Source organism: Ruegeria sp. D1(2025), from assembly GCF_056536425.1.
This window is the reverse complement of record NZ_JBQFPO010000016.1, coordinates 1-24,128: the sequence shown is the minus strand read 5'-3', so window position 1 is coordinate 24,128 and position 24,128 is coordinate 1. Positions and strand designations below refer to the sequence as shown.

Annotated in this window: 8 protein-coding genes and 1 pseudogene; 1 reads left to right on the top strand and 8 read right to left on the bottom strand. The window is 51.3% G+C overall.

Annotated features, from left to right (window positions below; translation table 11 throughout):
• Positions 1 to 1,585 precede the first annotated feature (1,585 nt).
• The 8 genes from ACR1XU_RS21520 to ACR1XU_RS21485 are packed head-to-tail and all read right to left on the bottom strand — an operon-like array spanning position 1,586 to position 23,104.
• Positions 1,586 to 5,173, bottom strand: coding sequence for a hypothetical protein (locus ACR1XU_RS21520; protein ID WP_480908705.1), 3,588 nt, complete (start codon positions 5,171 to 5,173; stop codon positions 1,586 to 1,588).
• Positions 5,174 to 5,210: 37 nt separating this feature from the next.
• Positions 5,211 to 6,806, bottom strand: a complete 1,596-nt coding sequence (locus tag ACR1XU_RS21515) for a hypothetical protein (RefSeq protein WP_480908706.1) — start codon at positions 6,804 to 6,806, stop codon at positions 5,211 to 5,213.
• Positions 6,803 to 8,887: a hypothetical protein gene (locus tag ACR1XU_RS21510; RefSeq protein WP_480908707.1), complete on the bottom strand. Its 2,085-nt coding sequence runs from the start codon at positions 8,885 to 8,887 to the stop codon at positions 6,803 to 6,805. The genes ACR1XU_RS21515 and ACR1XU_RS21510 overlap by 4 nt, the downstream gene beginning before the upstream one ends.
• Positions 8,874 to 10,247 (bottom strand): hypothetical protein, encoded by a 1,374-nt coding sequence (locus ACR1XU_RS21505; RefSeq protein WP_480908708.1) that lies wholly within the window; start codon positions 10,245 to 10,247, stop codon positions 8,874 to 8,876. Before ACR1XU_RS21505 ends, ACR1XU_RS21510 begins: the two co-directional genes overlap by 14 nt.
• A 3-nt stretch (positions 10,248 to 10,250) precedes the next feature.
• A complete protein-coding gene (locus ACR1XU_RS21500) occupies positions 10,251 to 14,111 on the bottom strand; it encodes a coiled-coil domain-containing protein (RefSeq protein ID WP_480908709.1) in 3,861 nt (1,286 codons plus the stop codon).
• Positions 14,108 to 15,382 carry a hypothetical protein gene (locus ACR1XU_RS21495; RefSeq protein ID WP_480908710.1) on the bottom strand — a complete coding sequence of 425 codons (1,275 nt, stop codon included), beginning with the start codon at positions 15,380 to 15,382 and terminating at the stop codon, positions 14,108 to 14,110. The genes ACR1XU_RS21500 and ACR1XU_RS21495 overlap by 4 nt, the downstream gene beginning before the upstream one ends.
• The gene (locus tag ACR1XU_RS21490) at positions 15,370 to 16,524 is read right to left on the bottom strand and encodes a hypothetical protein (RefSeq protein ID WP_480908711.1); all 1,155 of its coding nucleotides are present in this window, start codon (positions 16,522 to 16,524) and stop codon (positions 15,370 to 15,372) included. The genes ACR1XU_RS21495 and ACR1XU_RS21490 overlap by 13 nt, the downstream gene beginning before the upstream one ends.
• A gap of 16 nt (positions 16,525 to 16,540) precedes the next feature.
• Positions 16,541 to 23,104 (bottom strand): RHS repeat-associated core domain-containing protein, encoded by a 6,564-nt coding sequence (locus ACR1XU_RS21485; protein ID WP_480908712.1) that lies wholly within the window; start codon positions 23,102 to 23,104, stop codon positions 16,541 to 16,543.
• A gap of 368 nt (positions 23,105 to 23,472) precedes the next feature.
• On the opposite strand from ACR1XU_RS21485, the pseudogene ACR1XU_RS21480 reads away from it, so the two are divergent.
• Positions 23,473 to 24,027: pseudogene (locus ACR1XU_RS21480) on the top strand (IS21 family transposase); the annotation flags it as partial.
• Positions 24,028 to 24,128: the final 101 nt, after the last annotated feature.

Below are 24,128 nucleotides of genomic sequence, written 5' to 3'. Positions count from 1 at the left end.
ATCTGAACAGCCTAGACCCGATAGAAAATCCCCGCACCCGGATCCGTGACGGACAAAAGGAACGCGAAGTTGGGCGAGACAGAAGAACCGGCAAAACTATCTGGTTGCCGCTTTCGGACTAAGCGATCCTTACATAGTTGCGGGATCGACGCCGATAACGTGGTTCATTGGAGCGTTAAGCCAACACCTCGACAACCCAGTCTCACTGGGCACAAGTACCCCGAACCAACTGAGCCGAAACCCCAAGAAACTCGTTTCCCAACCTTGACCAGCGAATAGGGCGATCGCGAATGTTAGTGGCCAATCGGATGGTAAACTCTTCATCAATTTCTTTCTCTTATTATATATATATGTCTTGATGGGTGTACCTTCGTGTAGCGTTGGTAGAATGCGCGTATTGATTTCATTGAAAAATCTCAATTGGTCTCGGGTTTAAAGATCACTGCTTTCCACTGAAACTGACACGTTTGAAATCTGGAGATTGACCGACGAAAGTTGCAAGACCCAAGAAACCGCGAACCGGGTCAGCTTTTGTTTGATCGAGTGCGTGAGATCTTAATCTAGGCCTGATGGAATTGTCCCGGAGTCAAACCCCTTCGATTGTTTTGACGAATTGTAACATTTCTTCGTTTCGCGCCTTTGCGTCGTATCCGTAGTGAGCTCTGCGATGGTACTTTGGGCACAACCCGATCATGTAACGCGGGTCTCAGGACCACCGTCGCTAAGTCTACGAATGTGATGCACTTCCAAAAAATGGAGCGCCACCAGACGTTTGGAATGGCGCTGGTTCACCACAGTCTTCACACTTGCCATTTGCCCGGGCGAAAACGTAATCCCGGACAGCTCTGCTTCGTTCGAAAACAGTACCCGAGGAAGACTGCCCTTTGCTCGGTTGGTTTACGGCCGCGGCCATGGCTCGCTCTCGCAGTGTGGCCAGGCGCAAACCTTGCTTGAGCTTCTGGGACAGGCGCGACGCTGACGCAGCGGAGATCATCAAGCGGCGACCAATCTCCCGGCCTGAGAGGCCCTGCGCAAAAAACACCTCAAAACGGGCGCGAATATCAGCGGAAAGCGGGTTGGGCATGGTCTGATCCTCCTGAACAGGATGAATCAGAAATCGCGCCTGCTGTGAAGCCCCTTCGATTCAACGAAAGCTGGAACCGCTTTAGCTATATATTAGTGCAGCACGAGCTGCGTATAATATATTGCAATTTCATGACAAAATATGAAAAAAGCAAAGTCATCAGTGGCTTAATCGCCATGTGCTATGTAGCTCTATTTTTCTGCCCAGTTAAGTATCTGTACTTGCTAATCGCAGACTACACATTTTGCACGAATATTTCGTCTAACAAAGAATTGCAGCGGCTTTGATTTGAGGTCGCTGCATACCGACCGGGCCTCATTCCACCAACTGCAGGATCACATGTTGCGCAAGGAGGGGGATGACCGCGAAATGGTCGATAGGGGTCGAGCAAAGAAAGATCTGTCCCCCCCGGAGCACAAAAAATCCGACTCGCATCGGGATTGAGATGCAAATCTAATCTATCGGCTGATGCGGTTAAGAAAACTTGAAAAGCCAACCATCCTAGCCCTCCAGTTCGGACCGCAATCGTCGGTAGAGGGTTGTGAGATCCTGGTTACCACGCGCATCTTCGATTTTTTCGTCGATATCAGCAACCGCCAGATCAATATGATTGCGAAGCCATTTGACGACTTTAGCTCGAGACTCGATAGTTAGTCCTTCGCTGAATCGATTTGGAGTGGCCAGAAGATCAACCGCTCGGCCAACAACTAAATCAAACGCGGCGAAGGTGCTATCTTTAGTTGTGATGAAATCTACTTGACCGGAGTCGCAGCAGCGGCGCCCCGACAAGTAATAGCCAACGACTTGAAGATCTCCAACTTCACGCATCCAAACCACATAGTCGTCGCTTGGCGGATTGTTACAATCCGTTCTCCAAGCGTTATCAAAACAGCCGTCGAAATCATAGCGACTAGCCTGCTTGAGAGCATCTGTTAGCTCTTGGTCCGCCGGAAAGCGAGTTCCCGTACGTTCCTCATAATCGGCAATTCGCTCAAAAAAGTACTCGCCGCCAGTTCCGCTATTGCCCTCAGCGATGGCCATAAGAATTGCTGCCTTTTTATCTTTGGCTCGCTCAAGCTTTAGAGGCAGTGCGTCCGCAAGCAGTTCTGCAGCCAGAGGCGTTTCAAGCTCGGACCAGCCTTCCTCATCGTCGTTGAGGAGGTTTAGCGCTCGGGACCTGAATAGGCGATAGGTTTCCCAATCAAAATTGTCACCAACCGAGTATATCTGGCGGTTCACTTCCACTCCAGGAAACACTTCCTCAAACATTGCGCCGCACTTTTTAATCGGCCTTGTTTTTCCATTTTGCGTTTTAAAGGACCAATAACTGCCGCTTGTCGCTCTATGTTCCGACCAAGCGTCTTCAAACGTCCTCGAAACAGGAAGCAAATTCCTTGCCCAGTCACGGTCGCCACTCTTCAATGCTAAAGGCAGCGCTAGTGCCCTGGACGTTATCGACCAACACGCGGGGAAGGCAAAAAGACGTTGAGCGGCTTCGCCCACTTCGCAGTCCCAAACGTCGCCGCACCATGACGCTGACACGAGATGGCCATACTCAAAAACGGAACAGTCGACGCCATCTTTGGTACAGTCTTCTCCGTCTTCGAGCGCTAGCTTGATATCACCGTCGTCGTCAAAAGTAGCTTGCCATTCCCAACTACAGACTTCACTTCCGCATCGTCTCGGCGAGACGAGGGACGCCTCGTTTTTTTCGGCGACCTCCTCAAGAATTTGGTAATGCAGGGAAAACGCCTCGCGTAACTCAACCGCATGTTCTACGTAAAATTCCTCTCTCATTTCCAACAGGAGCAATGCTGCATGAACATAAGCTCCAGTATAGACGTCGAATGTTCCGCCATAAATTTCTCGAAGATCAGGTATCTCACGGGTGTTTAGCACTGAATTCGAGTCGGCTCTGTCTATGATCAGTTCTTGCGTTCTTAAATCCGCTACATCCAATGCCTCCAAGATCTGCTCAAAGACTAGGTCTTCATTTGCACCGCTCCGAGCGAGAAGCGTCCAAAACGGAAGCGAAGCATAGCGAGACGAAAAACTCTTGGCCGCTTCAAGAGTATCTTCAAAAAGCGTTTGTCTACCTTGGTTTATCTGGCGAGCTTGCTCGAGATACTCATCAATCCTTACTCGTGCTTGGCGAATTTGGTCCCGGTTTCTGGCCCTCTCGTTATTTTCCCAACTGCTATCACCTTCGAAGTATTGAAGCTCTTTGAAACTTTTACCGTCGATTGATTCGGCCTGAATCCTCGCCAACTCCAAAAGAGCATTAGCACCACCTTGGCGCTCTGCATTGACGATAAGTCGCACAGCGATGTAGCGGGTGAAATTTCCGGCTCCTTCGTCAAGCGCAATACGGGCAAGTTCGCTATCGATTTCTTCCGAAGCGCTCGTTTCGAGGAGCGCTTTCGTCACAAAGTCGTTGTCCGCTCCGTCAATGCTAAAGTACGGCTGTGTAACCTCATTTATCGAAAGGTGCGACACGTCTCTTAGAGCTTCACAGAACTCCTTGGTTTCTTCGCCCCACCTACATGGACGTTCGTCCAAGTTCGTTCGCAGAATCTCTACCACTTTCGGTATGTCTAGTGCTCCTATTGCGTTTTTTGGTGGCGAGAGATCCGCGAGGATTTCGGATGTGAGCCGCATTTCCTCTGCCGGGAGATCCGGAGCGCTCAGTTTTAGCCAGGAGAATAGTTGCGGCCAAAGAGCATTCGATTTTTCTTTGAGAAGCGGATCTGCAAGCAGAGCGAGCGCATCGTGGTCTGCGAGAAATTGACCTTCTATGGCGCGTGCAGCCAAGACATCCACAAAAAACTGTGACCGATTTGAGACCCAAGCTTTGGTTGCTTCTCCAAAGCTTTCGCTGCCTTTGAGCTTCACGTACTCGTCAAGAAACGCGAGGCCGAGATTGTCAACTCTCGCAAGAAGTTCGCTGCGCGTGGTTTTCTTGAGAGTTCCCGCACCAATCAATAATCCCCAGCCTGTCTCACGGGTTAGCATCGTCGAGCTTGCGTCGTTAGATTGCGCCATGCTGTAGGGATTGTAACCGGCTACAAGGTTCTCCTCTTGCAAATCACTCAATGCCTGCAAGAGTTCGGGGGGCCATTGGAGCTGACCCGGTTGTTTTTCGAGTATCGCAGAGAAGAGACTCGAAGCTGCCGCCTCCGCGCGCATGGACCTAAGGAAAACATCCTTTTCAACGTCAGCTTCCCAAGCGCCCAATTTGAACAGCGTAGAAGAAATTATGTCGAAATCTGCGTGTCTCAGACCCTTGTCTGAAAACTGATCATAGGCATCGACGAGTAGCTCCCGCCAGTTGGGGTCAGGCGTTTCGAAACTGCCTACGAGATTGATTAATGAGGAAATGACCTCGACGTCGTCCTGCTCGGGAAAAGCGGCTTTGAGGTCTTCGAGTCCACCTTCGTCAAGCGCTTCTTTACTGTGTCGCGCCAAAAGACTTGCAGCCAGTCGTTTTCGCTCCTGGCTGAATCGTGATGACAGCACGCTTAGGAGCTTCGAAGCGCCTTCAGGCGTTTTCCACTGCTCGTCATCCTCAGACAAAGGTTCAGGAATCGTGTACTCGACTTCGAAACCCGTTATCGCAACTGAGCCCTCAAAAACACCGACTCGCAATCCGACATCTCCCAGTAGATCGCCAATTTGCGGTGTCACGACAAAGGACTTGACCTCAAAAGGCATTGGCTGTTCCAAAACTTCGCGGTGATCCCCTACACGAACGAATATTTGGCCGTTTTGCCCAGGAAGCCCTACAGCATCAAATCTAATGAGCAGTCGTTGAGAAGGATCTTTAAAGAAAATTCCAACCGTGAGATCACTGAAAGGTTGGAGAAGAACCATCTGTCCTAAATCTTCTGGAAACAAGCCAGTTTCTACGATCCGTGCATCACCCTCAAGCGACAGAACTTCTGGATGAGAAGACGTTACGGCAAAATCAGTAAAGCTAAGCGATGCGTTGCTAACGATCTGCGCATCTGCGCTGTTGGCTGCTTGTAGGAGGCTAACGAACACGAAGACCGAGGCAATCATGTGCTTTACAAGGGTATTTCTTGAGATCATAGCGGGATGCCTCCTTGGAATTCCGTTTGCCTCGGGACTAACGGATAGCGTTCTCAATCAGGTTTCGCGTTTCACCAAAGCGTTCAATTATCTCGCCACCTGACATACCGAGAAAACTCTCGAGTTCAGGCGGTGCCGTCCAATCAACCTGAAAGATCGGCTCGATTACGCCGCAAATCCGTAGATCGTTGTTTGCCGACGATTGGTTTGAACCCAAAAACTGTTTCATGACTGCCGGAAAACACCTGCTAAGGGCATCCAGGTCCTGAGGGTCGGTCTTCTCTTGGATTTCTTTGGGTACAAGGCTAATTAGTTCGCGGTTCTCGAGACGAGTCAATTCTTCCGTGTTAAGAAATAGCTCGAATGTATTTACCGCGAGATCGTTGTTGGTTCCGGGTTGTAGGCCCTTTGCGATCATCGTTACTTCGCAGCCACTTACCGTGTTCCCGAAAAAGTTGAGCTGAGTTTCGGGAGCGATGCCCGCCAGCGCGAAATGTCTTGTTCTACTATTCCGATTTGCAAGGGCATTGGGAACACGCTCCTCAAGTTCTAACCACAGACAATTAGAGGAAAGCTCCACGCTTATTTCAATCGCTGGAATAACGAGGTCTGGGTTCGTTGTCACTGAAATAGGAATTGGCTTAATTCGGCGATCCCCGCTCGAAAGCGGAACAGCTTTAATAGTATCCGCACGGTGCTTGGGAGGATCAGTCCAAACAAGAGTCTCCGAATGCAGCTGTCTCACCTCGACACTGAAATTCCTTGTTTGGTTTATTTCTCCGGCGTCGTTAGATACCTCGACCCGGATCTGGCAGCTATCAGGATTTCCGGGAGACCCGCTTAGCGTAATGGATGTTTCAGTTCCTTCCTGATCCATCCATTGCGCGCATCCGCCTGACTCAAAAACAATATTGAGCCTGCCCCTGGACACCGGACCTTTGTTTACCGAAGCAGAGACTTCTACTTTGAAATCGCTCCCGATTTTTACTTCGTGAGTCTCAATTGAGGGAAAAAGTTCAATGATCGGCTTATCATCCCGAAGCACAGGTATCTCGCCATCGCGACAGCGAAGCGGTATCTCACTAATAGAATTCTTCATGAACACGAAGACACTCTTAGAAACGGTCTCTGCCTCCTCTACCGAAACACCTGCTGCGGCGAGAACACCAACGCAGCCAGCCCGATAAATCTTACCTGTCCCATCCGGTTGCAAAAACGCAGCGGGTGTTTGATCTCCACTTCCGTCTTCTTCAATAGCGAAGAGTTTGGTCCTTTCGCTCGAACATCCCAGCGGAGCAAGTTTCGGTTCCGGGATATCGGCCTCGTTGACTTCCTCGAGCTGATCGATTTCCGCTTCAGAAAATCCTATGGCGCGTAGGTTCTCCATTTGCTGGTCAGCGTCATCACAGATTAATGGAAATCTCCCCCCTGGGACTACGAGTTGGAATTGAGGAGTGCCTTCGCCGACATCAACTCGAAAAAGTTCCACGTCCCGATCTTTTGCGATTGCGGCCTTGCTCGGAAGGTCTGCTGCATGTCCGATACCGGCCGCATAAACTATGACCAAAGTCCAGATGATACGAAATGGTATCGCTACTGACAGCAGTGTTCCGGAGGAAAATTTAGTCGTCATTTGCAATAGTTTTCACCTCTGAAAATGAGCGCTCCATCGCCTGCTGAGCAACTAAGCACATCGGACGGAGAGGCATTCGTTTGGTCCGCAAACTGAAACTCTATTCTTGGGCTTATCTGCAGCAGACCGGCACCAGCAAATGCGGTAAACCCTTGCCTGGGCAGACCTGAAATTGTGCATGCACCTGAACCACAGCCGATGCTCAGTACCCCGCCATTCTCAGCCTCTGAGTTCACCTGAAACGCAGGAAGTTCGTCACCGCTGGCCAAAAACCGGAAATCTACATCTTCTGCCAAAGCGCCCGTTTCGTCCCCTAAAAATAGGAAGCCATTTCCAGAAATGGTCAAATTGGCAAAAAGCGCATTCGAAGTTTGTTTTAGTTGTATTGTTCGATCGGCATCAGACCTGAGGACAGCATCGTCAGTTCCGTCGCCTCTAATGTAGAGTTTGCTGCGTTCGGCGCTTACAGCCGAGTCATGTGCTGCAACGCTACATCTATTGCAGTAGATTTCTGCACTCGACCCACTTAGACCAAAGTTGAGTTCCGGAAAACTAAGCGAGGCGCCTTCGAGAACAAGCGAAGCTCCGGAGACTTTCACACCGGCCATCTTAACCGACGGATTGTTCTTCAGAATGTCTTCGAACTCATCTACTTCGAGGTCTACATCAGTAAACGCTAGCCTTTTGCCCTCTGAAACCTCGAATAGATCGATAAAGGTCTCGTCACTACCTGGACACCCCAATGAGTTGACCTCGGCACACTGCATCCGGATGCTTACCGTCCTTTGCCCTCCGGAACCAATGAACGAAATATTGCTTGCAACGACTTCTCGATTGACCACAAGATGCCACTCATTCGCATCTGCAAATATTTCAATGTCGTTTTCCAGTATGAGCTCGACCGTGCCTTCTTCCGCCGATTTCGCCGCGTCTCTAATAAGCTTTGACAGGTCGGCAAATGAATAACGGGCAGCGGAGAGGTTTTTGACCACCTTTGGTTCAGGGCACTGAAACACGGGGTCTGAGTGTGCCGCCGCTCGCAGGTCAAGTAGCACGCTCGCGTTCCAGTTGTTGCTCTCATTTTCTAATGTCTGGCCTAAGAATGTATCGATGAAACCGCCTTCGGACTCACAACCGATCAACCAATTTCGAGCATCGTTTTCGGATAATTGGCCCCACAGATTGTCGCCCTTAGCTGTGACAGCTCGAACTGAATCAGCCCAGTTCTGGTCTTCGTCGCAATCGTGGGAACAAAGATCGAGACATTCTGTTCGGTTCGCGATGGCCGAAGTCTTGGCTGGAGTAATTTCGGAAGTGATGACGAAGAAGTCTCGGAGCTTCGTAAGAAGAACCTCCGTCTGATCAATATTCTCATCTAGCCTCTGGCCGTCTACTGAGCATATCCAAATCTGGCCAGATGGTTTGCCACTTTCGTATCTAGCCAGTTGAAACGCGATATAAGGCATCGCTTCGCCAGCAATTTCCGCGAAGTGTAAACGATAGTCGATGGCGGGCTGACCGACTGTTACGCAGTCGAGGGAAACGATTGTAGGGTTTTCAGGGGGGAAGCCAACATTCTTGGCACGACCCTCCAGCTTGAACAAAAGCGAAACGAATTCATACGAGCAATCCGAAGGAAACTTGTAGTACTCGTCAGCCGATCCCGTTGGCACATAGTAGTTGGAGTCTTCGCCAACATATGTTTCTGGGACGAATATTGGCTCATTGGGGTTGATGTCCTTAAAAACGAGCGGGTCGCATGATAGTTCAGCATAATTTGCCGTATCAAACGCATTTGCATCCTGTCGAAAAACGGGTTCGCCCCAACGACCAACGAGCGACCAAAGCTGTTCGGCGCCGCCGCAGTCATGGACAGCGTGGTGGCGTCCATCCACGTCCAGGATAAGTGTGTCTGAGCCACCCTCAACAGGGATGCTCGCCAAGACGCGAAGTGGTCGAAGCGTTCCGTCTGGATCGACAACTGCAAGCTTATCGCCGGGATCTGCGAACGAGACCGCTGGAAGCACGCTACAGAATGACAGTAACAGCGCAGAAAAATTGAATAACCTAATCGAAACCACGTCTGCACTCCCTTGCCTGTTCGATCGGGAGGCCTAAAACGGAGAACTTAGCGGGGAACCCAACGCTCTCACAAAGGCCTGGTACCGTCGACTCTGCTTCCAAGACTTGATTCTCCGCGTTGCACAAGCGGTTTGAAGGCATACCTGGAGACTTGCATGAGAGGTCGAAAGTGCTTCGCACCTCCACGCCAAATCCTGGCAAACTCGCGGCACCGATCTCGCAGTAATAGTGAATGCAGAGTTTCCGAATTTTCTGTTCAATTGCCGACCGCTGTGATTTTAAATTTTCGATGCTTGTTTCTAGCGAAGCAATGTCGTCGCCGATTCTCGAAGCATTTGCACTTGCTGATCTTAATTCCGACGAGCGACCATTACTTCCTGTCAGATCATCACTGACATCATAATCTCCGTTAGCCTTGTCGATTAGTAGACCGCCCGACCAACGCCTGCGGGTATCAAGGATCATCGTGGCAGTCCGGTAAGCAGACTTGTACTCCTCCACGAAAGTCATCGCTGGATTGATCTGATGTTGCTCGTGGTCTTGAAGCGTTTTGACAACATCCGCCAGCGCGTCAGCATCCTCTCTTAGAATGTTGATCTCTTCCTCGGCCGAAGTACTTATGCTCTCCGCAAGTGTTTTTTGCTCAACCAGAAGTCTGCCCAATGGGCCGCTTGAACCATCGAAGAATCTTTCCAGAAGTTTTGTGGTTTCTTCTTCCACCAAGTCCCTCAACTGTGGCGTCGTGACACCGTCATGTTCATCGCAAGAGAATGACTCTGGCTTTTGCAAGGAAGCCGGCCCCATCAGACACTGTGTCAGTTCTTCGACGAGTTTGCTGACCGTTCTTCCCGAGCCCTCTTCGTAGTAGAAATGCGCTGAGGACCAATCGACGTCGTTGAAATTTGCACTGGCCATTTTCCGCGCTTTGCAGAAACGAGTTTGGGCGGCATCGTCGATCCCACCTGCGGCTTCCAGGGCATCCAGAGAGGCCTTAGCAATCCTGCAATGAGACAAACCTTCTGCGAGGGAGGCAAAAGTCTGTTGCGCCGCAGGCAATCCGCGCGACTGCGCTTTCGCGAAAAGCTCCACTGTTTCCTCCAACTGAGAGACACTCGCACCTGAACCGTGAAAACGGCAAACTCCGGAAATGAATCCCGGATCGAACAAGTTGAAGCCACCGACGGTTTCCACTGAAACCGTGCTGCACCCCTCTAAGTCTGCCGCCAACATATCGGAAGTAATTTCGAATTCGCCAGGACGAACGAGGCTATCTTGCCCTTTCGCTGAGACAGCAAAGAGGAGAAATATCGCGAAGAAGAAGAAGTCGACTAGACCTTTTGATTTGTGGGTCACACTCATGAACTACCTCCGTCCTCTCACGGTCTTTGCGTAGACCGGGAAAAGTTCATAACTTGCGCCCTCATATGCACAGCCCTCTGGAGGATCGGGGAGAACGAGCTCGTACTGGCCGATGAGCGGCACACCCATAAGTGGCATATTCGCGTTTACGTCGTTTGGCGGCCCTTGGCCTTCGCGCATAAAGTTGTGCAGATAATGATTGCGCGCCCAATAACTCAATATTGGCTGGAGACGGTCCCGACCTCTGTCCGAAAGAGTGAAATATGAAGAAATGGCTGCTCGTTCAGCTCCGACCGTGAAAATCGGTACTAGTGTAGGGTCTAGCGAAGACGCTTCTCTGAAAGCAAAACCTGCACCTTCGTGGCGCAATTGGTAGCGTCGCTCAATGCACCCTGGCATTGGAAAATAGATACCAAGTTGCATGTCTATTAGCATTAAGTTCTGTGTCATACCCCAACGATCCGGGTCGAAGTCCCCAGACCACAGAGAATAGTGGCCAAGCTCGGACATTCGGCCGCGCGCGTATGGAGAAATCTCAAAGCTAGCGCGTCGGTTCCGCGCAAGTTCGTGTGCTAATCCACTGCTACTCGGAACGACCATCCTTGAAGTCTCGGTGATGACTTGCTCGCGTGACCAGACCGCTTGGTCCGAAATTAGACGTTCCACACGCTCCAGGTCGTCTGCGGTCCGAACATACACAATGTCTAGCTCGCCGCCGGATCCAGTACTGGTGAGGCTTGCCATCGATGCAACACGGTTGCGAAGGGCGTTCAAATGCAGGTTAACGCGTTCAGCCTCGATAGCTTTCCTACGTAGATTGTCTGGGACGCCTCGGGCTAGCTGTGCAATGTTCAGTTGGCTCGTCAGATAAATCTCTTCCTTCTCACCACCATCATCATCGGCCACAATTCTGCCGACGAGGCGGGTTCTTTCTTCGTCAATTGACAGCTGCAGATCTGTCTGTTGTTCACGAAGCCTAACTACAAGCGGTGCACGATCACCGTATATCTTGGCGATTTCGTCGATCATACCGTTAAGTGCATCAGTCCTTGTCTCGGACTGCTCGATGACTTCGTCAACAAAGTCCAGCTCGGCGTCGCCCGCCGCAATGAACGCATTGCGACGGGTTTTGTCGAGGCTTTCCAGCGCACGTCTTTGCGCACTTTCTTCAGTTCGCAGCTCATCGAGCTCACCTGCAAGGTTCGTGAGCCTATCAATACGGCCAGCGGCTTGTTCGATAAGTGATTCAAGAAGTGCCAGATCACGATCGAGTCCCTCGATTTGAACTTCCAGCTCCTGAACGCGGAGATCCGCGATCTCCTTACGTCTTTCTTGCTCCTCGATTCGGCTTTGCTCGATCCGCACATCGTTGTCGAGTAGTTCGTTCCCCTGTTCGGAAGCGCTAAGCTCCGCAGAAAGTTGATCGTGCCTTGCAATGGCTTTTGTAACATTGATTTCCTGCAGCGCCGACTGGCGTTCGCAGTCGACGGCGGTCGAACGAGCTTCCAAGTGCATGGCGCGAAGCTCATCAGACATCTGGAGCGCCTGGCCTCTTATCTCAAATATCGCCCGCTCCGCGCGAAACCGACGCAACTCATCACGAAGGGGAGCAATGTCAACTTCGCGTTGTAGCTGGTTTATGCTGGCCTGTAGAGACGCCGCGCGCTGTCCGAATGTTCTTTTGTATTCACGCATACTTAGATTGCTTGTCTCGAAATCGCGATACGTTGCGTAAGCGGCTTGCGCAGTTGCATATTGGTTTTCGAAAGTGGTCGCCACGCCGGAGGATGTTCCGGTAATCTGACTCATCACCGGTTTGTAAGAAGCCGCAGTTAGCAACGTTCCAAGTTTGGTCATCTCGTTTCTTATTCGCGTTTGATCGCGATAACTGGCATCGAAATCGATCTCGAGACGGCGTGCGCTGGACCTTATGTCCTCGATTTGCATTTCAGCGGAACGAATTTCCTTTTCAGCAATGGCTTGCTCTCGCTGAAAGATCTGCTTTGCGAGGCTTAGGCGGCTATCGCTTGAAAAATCGGCAGGGCACTCCCAGGCCTCGTCTGATGCAATGAGCTCGCGGAGCTCTTCAGGAATGTCTCCACCAAGAACGCATATTAGTACTCTAGACCTGGTGGCAATCCCTGCGTTGTCAAAATCTGTCCGCAAGCCCTCACCATCTGAGCCAGGGCACATTAACTCTTGGTAGTTTGCCTCGGTCATTGCCAGATCTGGCAAGTCGCAGCTTCGGGCACCTGACAATGGCACATTCGGCTTTCCTCCGAGTATCCTAAGTTCAGCTTCGACCTGACAGATTGACCCAACTAAGGCACGCTCGCGGTTTTCCCACATGGCATCCCGGCGAACATCGAGAGCATCTATTCTTTCGCGAGACTGTTCGATTCCCAGATCCGCTATTGCTTTCTGTTGAAGTGCGTTCTCGATGTTAATCTTTAGTCTGCGCCTCTCGTTTTGCGTGTGTTCCTGTTGCCGCGTGTACTCTATTATTTGCGATTCGATCCCTGATATCTGAACTGCTAAGTTCTCTTCTGCGGTTCGCTGATTAACTCTCGCAAGCACTGCCGAGAGTTGGCGCTGCACACCGACGGAATCCAGATCTAGCAACTCAGCGTCCGTCCTGTCCTGAATACTCTCTTTCCTGAATTCGAGTTCGAACACATTCGCCATAAGGTTTGCTTCGGCTTCCCTTTTACGAAGTTCGAACTCGAGATTACCTTGTTCGATTGTATTTAGATCCAGCTGGGAATTGATTTCCCGAGTGAATTCCGCGGCCTGACCCTCCAACTCATTGATGCGGTACATGCTCAAGGTGGATGAGCGGTTGGTAGCGATCCGCCTCTCGTCGACCGCTTGGCTTTCCTGAAATGCTTCACTGTTAATCCATGACCTCAAAAGCCCGTCAATTTCGTTCTCAATTTGGCGCAGCCTTTGAGTTGATAGCTGTAGTTCGGACCGGAGCTTGTCGATGGTGAAGATGCTGAACTGATCTGGGTCAATCCCCAGGAACATCTGTCCCTGCTCGACGGACCGCTGGCGCTTCGTCAAGCTTTCTTGCAGCTGCAAGTAGTCCGCCCGAATATCTCCGAACTCATCAGCATCGGGGATCCGAATTACTGCTTCGGAAACGATACTTTGCGCTTCCCGATAACTCGTTAGTACCTCACTTCTTCCGATGCGAGCCGCTTCGGGCAAAGCAATTTCTCCTCCGGTATCCTCGGTTGCGACTTGAAGCAGCTTTTTCAGCCGATGTTCGGAGGCCGCTTGGTAATTAATGTCACCCTTTGCCATAGCTAATTCGGCCCTAAGGTGGTCAAAGCGAGCGAGGTCGGCCAAATGGCTGCGCAAACGCGAAGTGCTTGCAGGACGTGCGGCCGGTAGTGTGCCGAGGAGGGTTTCTCTTCTCTCGTTCAGGAAGTTTAGACCTTCGTTTGCCATAGCGTTGAGAGCTTCCGGCCGTAAGGGTTCAGTATTTCCGTCGGCCCCTCCTCGGCTCGCGTAATAGCGCACCCATGACGACATGAAGAGATAATGCCGGCCAATTAGAACGTGGCAATTGAAGTCACAGATGCTCGCAAACTCGGAGGGCTCACAGGTTGCGAAGTTTCCATCTAGATAGCTTGTGGCGCTCCTTTGCATCTCGGCGATGTCGCCCCGCGCCATAGCTATTGTCATTGTGCGCTCGAAGAGATTTGTTTCATAAATCGCGTCGTCGACAAGCACACCACAGACTTTTGGCTTATCAGCTTCTTGCGCAGCAGCTCCCGTCGATAAACAAATCAGTGTGGCACAATATTGTGCAGCAATCCTGAGGAGGACGACGAGGCTCAATGAAGCGAAGCGATTCACTGACTTTCTCCTTCTCGAATTTCGACGTATCTTGATGAGAGCTCGCTGAGAGAATTGGCGAAGATGGCACCCAGTGTTTCCAACTGATTGTACTCATCTCGCAACGACTGAACTCGGGTCTCAATTTCCGAGTAACACTTTTCGAGCGCGTAATTTGCAGCCGCTATGCTTCCATCCTCTCTCGAACGGAGCTGCACAGAAATCAAGGCCAAAGAATTGCAGCCAAGAGAACTGTCACTGATTCCTAGAGCTTGCCCTAGGACCGCAATGTCATCGAGATTCTTCGAGATCAGCTCTGCAAGCTGAGCCATGTCGCCCGAAACGATTGCCGATGCTGGGTGCAGCGTTTCCCTTGATAGTGCCGCCGCGATTTCCTTTTCGAAATCAATCTTGGCAAGTTCATCATGGAATTGTGCGAGGTCCAAAGCATCAGTGTGAACGAAGTCTAAGTTTCCTCGGTAGTTAGATATTTTTTCCTCAAGATCGAGAAGTTCAGCCGAAAGCGGATCAACTGTAGATACGCGGTCTTGCATCCCGCGGACGCTACTCTGCTGATTTGAAATCGCTTCAACTATGCCTCCTGTACCGTTAATCTCAGCGTCTAGCTTCTGCGAAACCATTTTGTTCACGGTCGATTGAATCTCTGAAAGCGGGTTCATTGACTCCGAACTCAGAGCGATCGTGCAAGGTGAAGAGGCCTTGAGCTGGGCCTCGAACGTGCCAAGCGCCCAAAGATACTCATCGGCCAGTCCGGATCGATCAGATGGGAATGCTTCTTTTAAGGCATTCGCACCATCCTCTTCCGGAACGAAGCGCTGAACGGTGGCGCTGTTCGCGACAGCCTGCTTTTGCAGAGTACATTTCTGTCGCGATGAGTTAGCATAACGAAACCGGGCAAGTTTAATAATTGCGAGCTCGGCGACAGCCGACAGACGGCGCTTAGAAAGCAGTTCAGCCTGCTCCGCGCCTTCCAAGCCCCGAACTAAGCCGGACAAGTCATGTGAACTATCCCGACTCAAATAGAGATGCAGTGACAACTCTCGAGAGTGCAATACAGCCGCTTGGTCATCTTTCGGCTCGCTTCCGTTGTTTGTAAGTACGGCGCGGTATACCTCAACTTGCGGAGGCGGCAGCATTTCTTGCCAAAAACTATCAAGGCTGGAAAAGCTGTATTTTCGAAATTCATTTGCATCGCTCCAGGTGGCCGAAATAAGCAACACCATGCAGGCAAGTTTCCAAAGGCGCTTCTGGAGCAGCCTCAACAGTACCATTCGTCTGGCCTCCCAGTGCAAAAGCCGCCCGCAGCGCGCGAGGCGGACCAGCGCTTACGAATTTCTTCATACATTCCGTCGAGAGAATCTTGCGCCGGGTCGTCGGCGACGATGCTATTTATTTCGGAAGCACGAGAAGACCCTTCCGGAAAAAGTAATAGACCGTGATCACGCAACACCTCTGACTCTTCGAGGATTTGTCTAGCTTCGCCGACGTGATGTGCCCTTAGGCTTTCATATTCAGCAATATCGACTCCTCCTAATGCCTTTTGAAACTCTTTATCTTTCTCTCGAATTTTACTGGCCATCATTTGAACCACCTCCGCGGCCGAATGCAGGCGTGTATCTTCAGACGGAAGTGGGTCGAATTCTATGGCTTTGGGAATTGGTTGACCGCCGCCTGGCTTGGTTTCCCAAGTAATCGCCGCAGAACCGAATACGGTCGAATTCTCGTTCTCGTCATTCTTGTAGAGCTCGATGATCCGCCCAAAACGGTAAGCGCTTTGATCGAGCGCTTGGCGGCGTAGCGCTAACTTGACTTCCGTATCCGCCGCCGAAATCACGAAGCCGGACAGTGCGGTTTGAATGCTATTGCGGGCGTTCTCAACGGTGACATCGATGGCGCCCACCGAATTTCCCGGAGCGAACAATCCCCGGAGCAAAGGTTCCGCGTAACGTTTGGTTTGCGCTACGACAGCACCGGCGCTCAGCTGATCCTGCCTGCATCCCTCCACATTGGACAACCTACGGTATAGCTTTGAGGCGTGCCCAATTTTTTCCGCGTGTTGCAGGACATCAACTTCTTCAATTGCCGACTGTAAGAACCCAATCAAGTGATGCCGTGCTCGACTTGCGTACAGGCACCGGTAACTCAGCGATCGGCTACGAAGATGCAACCCGTGGAAAGCCGCCCCCAAATAGTACCTTGAGTTGATACTTGGCTGCAGGATCTCTGCAGAATGAGTCTGAACGATGGCGTCGAACTCTCCACATGCATAGAACTTCTGAAGGCAGATTTCTTCAAGCGGGTCATCGCAGCCGGAAAGGTATTCAGCTGTACAGAGCAACTGCGCCTTTAATGGTGTAGGAAAAAGTGCCATCGATGATAGTAAAATTGCTAGAACGGCAACACATTTTTTCATTGTTTGAACCTATCCATTAATCGCCGAGGTACTTAAAAAGGTTGGACGGATCTTGATCGAAGAGGCGAACCCGGTCGATATTCGATGGGTTCAGAGCTTCCGGGCTGAATACTCCTTGTTTCAGGCCTGCCTCAATTCTGGACATCGTCTTCGGACCCGTGAATCTCATCGTTTTAAAGGCATCGCTAAAGATGAACTTGCTCTGGTTTTGCGTCAGCCAGCTTGTACGGCCGGACTTTACTTCTATGAGGCGCAATTTCCCTTTCGGATCGGCAACGAGAAGATCAATGTAAGTTAGCTTCCCCGAAGGCGACTTCATGGCCATCTGCCTGCCGATTATTGTGTAGCCCTTCCTCGTGTGAAGATAATCGAAAACAGCAGCAACCTCGCCTTGACGACCGACTAATTGGTTCTTGTTTGAGGCAAGTTTGTTGAAGTTGGCAAGTTCGTCGGAAAACTTGGCAGCATCACCAGGATCCAAGAAACGCCCGACGCCTCTGACTGCGTCATCTGCGGCACCGTATCCGCCGCCGGGCGCAATAATACCCGCCGCGAAAAACACCATGGATGCGGCCTTTTCGTTGGTCGTTGCTTTGCTATCCGAAAGCGTCGCCACCAAGTCGTAGGCGTCATATAGCGAAAGAGCAATCTCTGTCACGGCCCAACCGATCGCCAAAGCCCCCATAATGGCCAGTGTTCCGTCCGCGTCAGATAGTTTGAGCGGATTATTGAGTGCGTAAGAATACAGGTTGCATTCACGGTGTCGCGTGGAGCAGAGTTCCGGCTCTGCTAGAAACCTGGGGTCCGGACTTATGAAGCGTCCAAGTGAGGGGTCATAAAATCGATTTCCAAAGTCATAAAGGCCACTGTCGCTTTCCAAGTACTGGCCGGCGAAAAGATGGTTCGTCGTGACAATATCATCTTGAGGCGAGCCGGTGGCCGGCACCCTTTGGTCGCTGATTTCGCGACCGAAAGGGCTGTAAGAATTACCTGCAACGGGTCGACCATCAGAGTCGAGCATAAAGTCAGATGAACCGATTTGGTCCTTGAGATAGTAGTACCAGTTCCCGCTTCCGTGGTCGATTTGCGCAAGCCTTTGACCTGCCAAGTAGACAAGGCTAAGCGATTTGCTTCCTTCTATCTCGATGCCGTCCAAAGGAAAAAGCGTAGTTGAGGCATCAATTTGCGTATCCTTTGGAGAACGCAAGATGTAGGAACGGGAACCGTCTGCCATGTAACCCAGTTTGATGACGCTCTCTTTCGTCTCGATTTCAATAAGACGACCCAGGGCATCGAACACTGTCCCTACGACTGTTGGTGACGATTCCAACTGCCCAAAACCGTCAAAAGCCGCGCCACCTGCATGATCTTGACCGCCCGGCCGACTAATCTCGTACAGAAGCCCGGACTGTGTGTATTGATATGTCTCGATCTGTCCGAAGCGTTCGCTCTTAACAATCTGGTCCTTCCAATCGTACTCGAAAACTCCCGAACGCTGCTTGTCCACTGCGTCGCGTATTTGATTTACGGAACCATTGCCGTTCAGATCGAGATGCATGTCTTGAAGACGATTGCGTTGCCCGTCCCAAGTGGCCTCGGTTTTGATGCGTTCAAGCATCATTGTTTCATCATCGTAGGAGAACTTGGTAAACGCTGGCGCTTCTGAGTTCTCGCCCCGATAGTGAATTTCGCCGATCTGCCCCATCGGATTGTAGACAACCTTTTCCATGAGAGTGACATTTCCAGTGGGAAGGCCGTCTAATTGTATGGATTTCAGGCGATCCGAAAGACCAAAATCAAATATGGTTTCAACTCCCAAGGAATTGCGAAAACGCTTCACAACGCCATCGAGCCTGAGTTCGCGTTCGACGAAGTGACGTTCGCCGCCAATCTCAGATGAAGTCTTTATTAATCTCCCATGCTGGTCATACGTGAACCATTTTTGATGATCGAAAAGGCCGTGCGGATCGATTGAAATTACAGAGATCAGCTGCCCAAACGGCTCTCGACTTGTTACTTGGCCGAGCACTTTTTCGAGCAGTTCGTTGCCACCTGAATATCTATCATACTCGTAGCGAAACCGTTCCACGCCATCATAGGACTCGGAGGTTACTCGGTCGAGTGAGTCATATTCTCGCGTTATCAATGTGCGGAGTTTTCCGGAGCTGTCGATCCGCAAGAGCGCCGTCTGCCGCCCGCGACCGTCATACGTTGCATATCGCTCGCCCATGCCTGGGATCTGTTGGTATTCGAGCAATCCGCTCCCATCGTATAAGAAGGTTCTGCCTTCTGTTTTCCCGGGCAGTTTAAGTCGCGACATCACTCCACTAGCTTCGCGGCCGAACTCTGTCGTCTCGCGTAATTGTGTCTCAAGCGAGGGCGCTTCAGAAATAGCGTGAATGCCTCGCTCGTCAGATACAATCTCCTTGATCGAGCGGACCTGATCTTGCCACATATCTGCGTAGGAAATGTCTGATCTTACACCCCAAGATCGGTGATCCAGGACTATCTCTTTTCCACCCGGATAGACGTGCTCGATTAACCGATTGAGCGGATCGTATTGAAAACGATGAAACCTTGACGTCATCGGAGGCGGAATTTGCCCTAGCTCGAAAAGGGTGCAAAGTCCGGCTGAGTTAGATGATGCTTCTTTACAAGTATCGAATTGCTGACTTATGGCTCCAACCGACTTGGCTTGTTCACCAGTCGCTAGTTCGCCAGATACATAAGGAACCCACCTCCTTGTAAGTTGACCGTTACGGTTGAACTCTTCCCGTTGAAGAATGCGAACGCCCGCACCGTCTTCGTTTGGTTCGATTTTGGCTAGAAGGCGCCCATCGCTTCGATAAGCCGCAACGTGCCGCTTCCAGCGGTCTGGGCCACCATTCAAGTCGCCGTCAACTGAAAGTCGGCTGCTCGTAAGCACCAAGGATGGAGCGCCTTGGGCACCTATCCTGTAAGCATAACGCTCTTCTAAACCGTCGTCGGTCCACCGTCTCGCACGACGTCCCAAAGAATCGTAAGAAAACCAGTGCCATACCCCAAGTGCTGTCTTGTAGCCCGCGAGCATCCCGGCGGGTACGGAATCACCATATTGGTATTCAACAACGTGGTCGCGACCGCCGCCGTTCGGATCAGGAATACGACTGCTGAGCGGGAACACGCCAGTCACATCATACCTAACCGTCTCCACGAGACCATCTACATTGTCTGAAACCGATGTGACATTGCCATACTGATCATGTTCGTATGATACGGCGACCTGTCGTTGAGCCTTATGAAAGCGCAAAAGCTCTTCGGGAACAGTTTCAAGACGGGATGGAGCGCGATTATTGTGCCGTAAGACTTGGCCATTGTTCGGATCGTGTGTAACCCGCTCTTCGACGAGCAGCCGGTCATCTGTAGAGATGGTCCTTTTGCTCCACTTGTTCTTGATGCCTAGCAGAGCAAGTTCTTTCCGTGCGGTCGCATAGTCGAACTGCTCAATGAGAACTGAGGCAGGAATCGAAATTTCGTGAGGCCCGCGTAGCTCCCCGTACTCCGTGACCTGACGGCCAGGCAAATTGTGCTCATCGAATTCAAGAAACTCAGTACGAGTTGAAGTGTCAGAGTCGCCAGGAGAGTGAACCATTTCCTCCATGGCGATACGCCTGATAAACCACGTACCTGTTTGCGTCGGTCGCTCAACCACTTCCCAGTCGACCAGGGTCGTCTTTAGGAGGCTATCAATCTTCGGACGCTCTTCGTTTTGAGTTTCCGTCAGCAAAGAATGTCGATCGGGTTCTGCAAATTCGACCGCACATTTGAAATCGCTATCTCCAAGACTTACTGAGAAATGCTTCCGTGAAATCAATCTACCTGCAAGTTCGCGCTGTCCTTGGCGTTCAGATGCCTTGTGAAAACTCTCGCGGACCATTGAAGAGCGAATAGTCGGGTCGGAGCTACAGAGCTCGTCTCCCTGAATAACTTGGTCCACTTCTGCGAAACCCCGAAACGCCCTGTCACCAAAGTCATAGCTTGGTTGCCTATAGTAAAAATGCCGAACGCTATCGGTTATTCGGTTGGCTGTTTTTTCACCCCTAGTCTCAACGATTCTCTTGATAACCACAGAAGGAAAATGAAGCGGCTCGTGGGCAGTTTCGTTTCGGCGATCCCTCAGCAATTCGTCAGTTGTTGTCGAATAGTAGAACTCATACCGAAGGCCGCTCTCGTAGCGTAGTTCAGTAAGCAAATGCGGTTTAACAAGCTGTTTGGAAGGCGTCCGATTGAAGTCAATTACAACCGCGCTCGAATCCCCGGGGCTTTGCCCTTGAAACACGACTATTTCTGAAATCCCGTCGCCATCGACGTCGGCGCTGCGGGAACGGTTTCGTTCGCCAAATGGATAGACAGATCTGCTTAGAGCGAGGCTCAGCGGATCCGATACTGATTTCAAATCGCCAAAATTGAACCAAACCAAGATTTCATCAAATGCTGACCCAAGCGTTGCAATGTCGAGGAGTCCATCACCATTGACATCTACGAACCAAAGCTCGTCCATCTCGAGGCGGCGTGGCGTCGCGGGAAGATTTAATATTTTGCCAGACCCAAAACACGGCGCGTCACCGCCGGAAATTATGCCAAACAAAAGCTTCCCGTGTGCGGAGCTTTTAGTCCGCGCAACACCTTGATTTGCAAAAACGCAAAGGGCATCGCCTTCGGACGTTAAAGTCACTAGGTCTGGCAACCGGTCGGCATTGACGTCGACAAGTTTAACATTCTCCGATGCAAGAACGTCTCGACTCGTAGTTCTCCACGGCAGCTCGAAATGTCGCTCTACGAATCCAGCACCTTCGAGTTTGCGCCAGTCGCCACCAACATTCACCATTAGGCGCCAGACAGTTTGACCGTCCGGCCCTGGAGATGTCCCAAGAAGATCACTCCGACCGTCCATGTCAACGTCTAAGAGGCGTGCGGATCCTCGCGCAAGACTCGAGGCGGAGACTCGAATTTGACTCCCTGGAACCGCTCCCAACCAACGGAAACCCTCGTGGCTAGAGCCCATGTGCCGGTGGACTGAACTGTTCTCAAATTCAAGAATGTCCGCTCGCGCGTCGCCGTCGAGATCAGCAAAAACGAAACGTTCTGACCGCAAGTCGGGAGCAATAAGTCGCTCGCCGCGCTCAAGCGAAATGGAGACGCCATCTTCGTAGAGTTCGTCGAGCCGCCCGTTTCCCCGGTGAAGACGACTTATACCTGGTTTGCCTTGCCGCAAAACGTCAGCTAGGCCATCAAAGTTGAGATCTGCAATTTCGTATGTTCGAGCGTCGAACCCCTCGAGTTGCGTGAGGGCTGGTGCGGGATAGACCAACTCCCTATTACCTAATCGCGAGTAATCCCACAGGCTGTAATCGAAGTGGATAGGCGGTAGTTGAAATGAGTTTTGCGTCAATTCCACCTGATCGCCGAAGCGCAGAACCAGTCGTAGTTCGGGTAGAACCGCGGGGGACTCAATTGGTTCCACTTGCTCGGCGACTAGCCTTTGCGCTTCGATTTCACACTGTGCAGCAGTATGGAAGACTTCACGACCCTCTTTACTGCGGGAAGAATGCACAAAACACCACTGTGCGTGGATCGCATCGTCGAAGCTTGCGAGGAGGCGACTGTAAAGAACTCGGTCGTGTCGTTCAATGCCCGCATCGTAGCTACGTAATGCGGGCTCATTTTCCAACCATTCGAACTTGTAGCGACTATGACCGCCGGCAAATAGAACTTCACTAAGGTATGAATAGCCACCGATTTTGACATACTCATATGCGATAGATTCCCCTACCGGGAAAACTTCGTAGACCAACGGATAACGTACGACGACGTCTCCGCCTTCCGCCACATCTGGCTCTCCCGAAAACAGTTGAATCCGACCATCGGGTTGCTTCAACACAAACCCGTTATCTATACCAATTTGATGGCCAGGAATCGGATGTGCGCGATCTACATCGAAGCGTTCGCCTACATAGAAGATGTCAACATCCGCTTCACTGCCTCTAGGTGCGAAATGCTTAAGTCCGTCCTGAGTTCCGAGGAAGACGATTGGTCGCCCACCAAGGGTTAGAGGTGGCAGTCCTCCTCGCTTTAAGCTTATTTCTGCAAGACCATAATTCAGATCGACTTCGATCGAGGGAACGTTTAAACGCCATCCAATGCCGAATCCAGTTCCGCCACCGCCGGCAACCTGATTGTATTCTATTGAGATTGCTGGCGAAATACCTGCCCGCGAAGGAAGTGGTGGTAAGGGCAGTGAAATCGATACGGCACCTCTGTTTCTATCAACCCGCAGCGAGGAATTCTGCCGAACAATAGTTCCACCGGGGTTCGGGAGCTGCACCAGCCCATTTCGCGTGGCGGATTTGTCGGTTGCAGACGCTGGAGAGCCAATTGTTGCCATCAAAGCGGACAAGAAAATGGCCATTAGAATCCACTGATTCAGTCGACAGAAGCGCGCACCCGAAATTCCCGATAGTGAAAAAGTCTGAACGCAATTGAGTGTTTTCAGACCAGCTTTGCGGCGTAGGAAGCCAATAATCGGTGTAAGTTCATTCAAAATGGACTCCGAAATGACGCTAATTAAATTGATCAGCGAAACTTGCGACGATACAACGGTTCTTCAAATGGGACCGTTTGCCTGAATACTAAGTACGTCCCGCAAGTTGTTCACATTACTTTACGTTGAGTAACTACCCAGAACGTTCACGCGATTCGGACCAAGGATAACGCAACTTTTAGGTTTCACAAACAATTAGGTGGTCTCCATAGTAGTACTCGCAGGTGACGACACTGCTTCGAGGAAGACTCTAGCTGTTGATTTCCGCTGAGAAGTGACCCGGTAGCGTCCCAGATTTTCACTGAGAATTGACCCATGTGAACACGTTACCCTGACGGATTCTGTCGGGGAGATATGGAGTGATCAACATGGGATTTTTGAGTGTTATCAGACGCTGGGCATTGCGTGACAAAGTGCCAATTCGGGAGATAGCCCGGCGGACGGGTCTGTCCCGCAACACCATCAGAAAGCACCTGCGCGAAGGCGCGGTGGAGCCGAAGTTCAAGACGCCATCCATCCCGGCCGAGCAAGCTGGACCCTTATGCGGATCGGCTGCCTTCCGTGTCTTCGGCGGCGTGCCCGGCCGCGGGATCTACGATAACATGAAGACCGCCGTTGATCGTGTCGGCAAAGGCAAGCGGCGGGACGTCAATGCCCATTTTAAATCCATGGCCAGCCACTATGTCTTTGAGCCCGAGTTCTGCAACCCGGCAGCAGGCTGGGAAAAGGGTCAGGTCGAGAAGAATGTCCAGGATGCGCGCAATCGTCTGTGGCAGATCATGCCGGTCTTCAATGATCTGGCCGAGTTGAACCAATGGCTGGAAGATCGCTGTATTGCCTTGTGAGCTGAGACAAAGCACCGGGACCTGCCGGGCACGATTGCCGATGTCTGGGAATCCGAGAAGCCGACACTCATGGCACTACCCCCGGCCTTGTCCGTCGTCAGGGATTTTGGGACAGATGGCGCTCTGATCTAAGAGAGGATGTGGCTCATCTGGTTGGTTTGATTATGCGGCGGATTTGC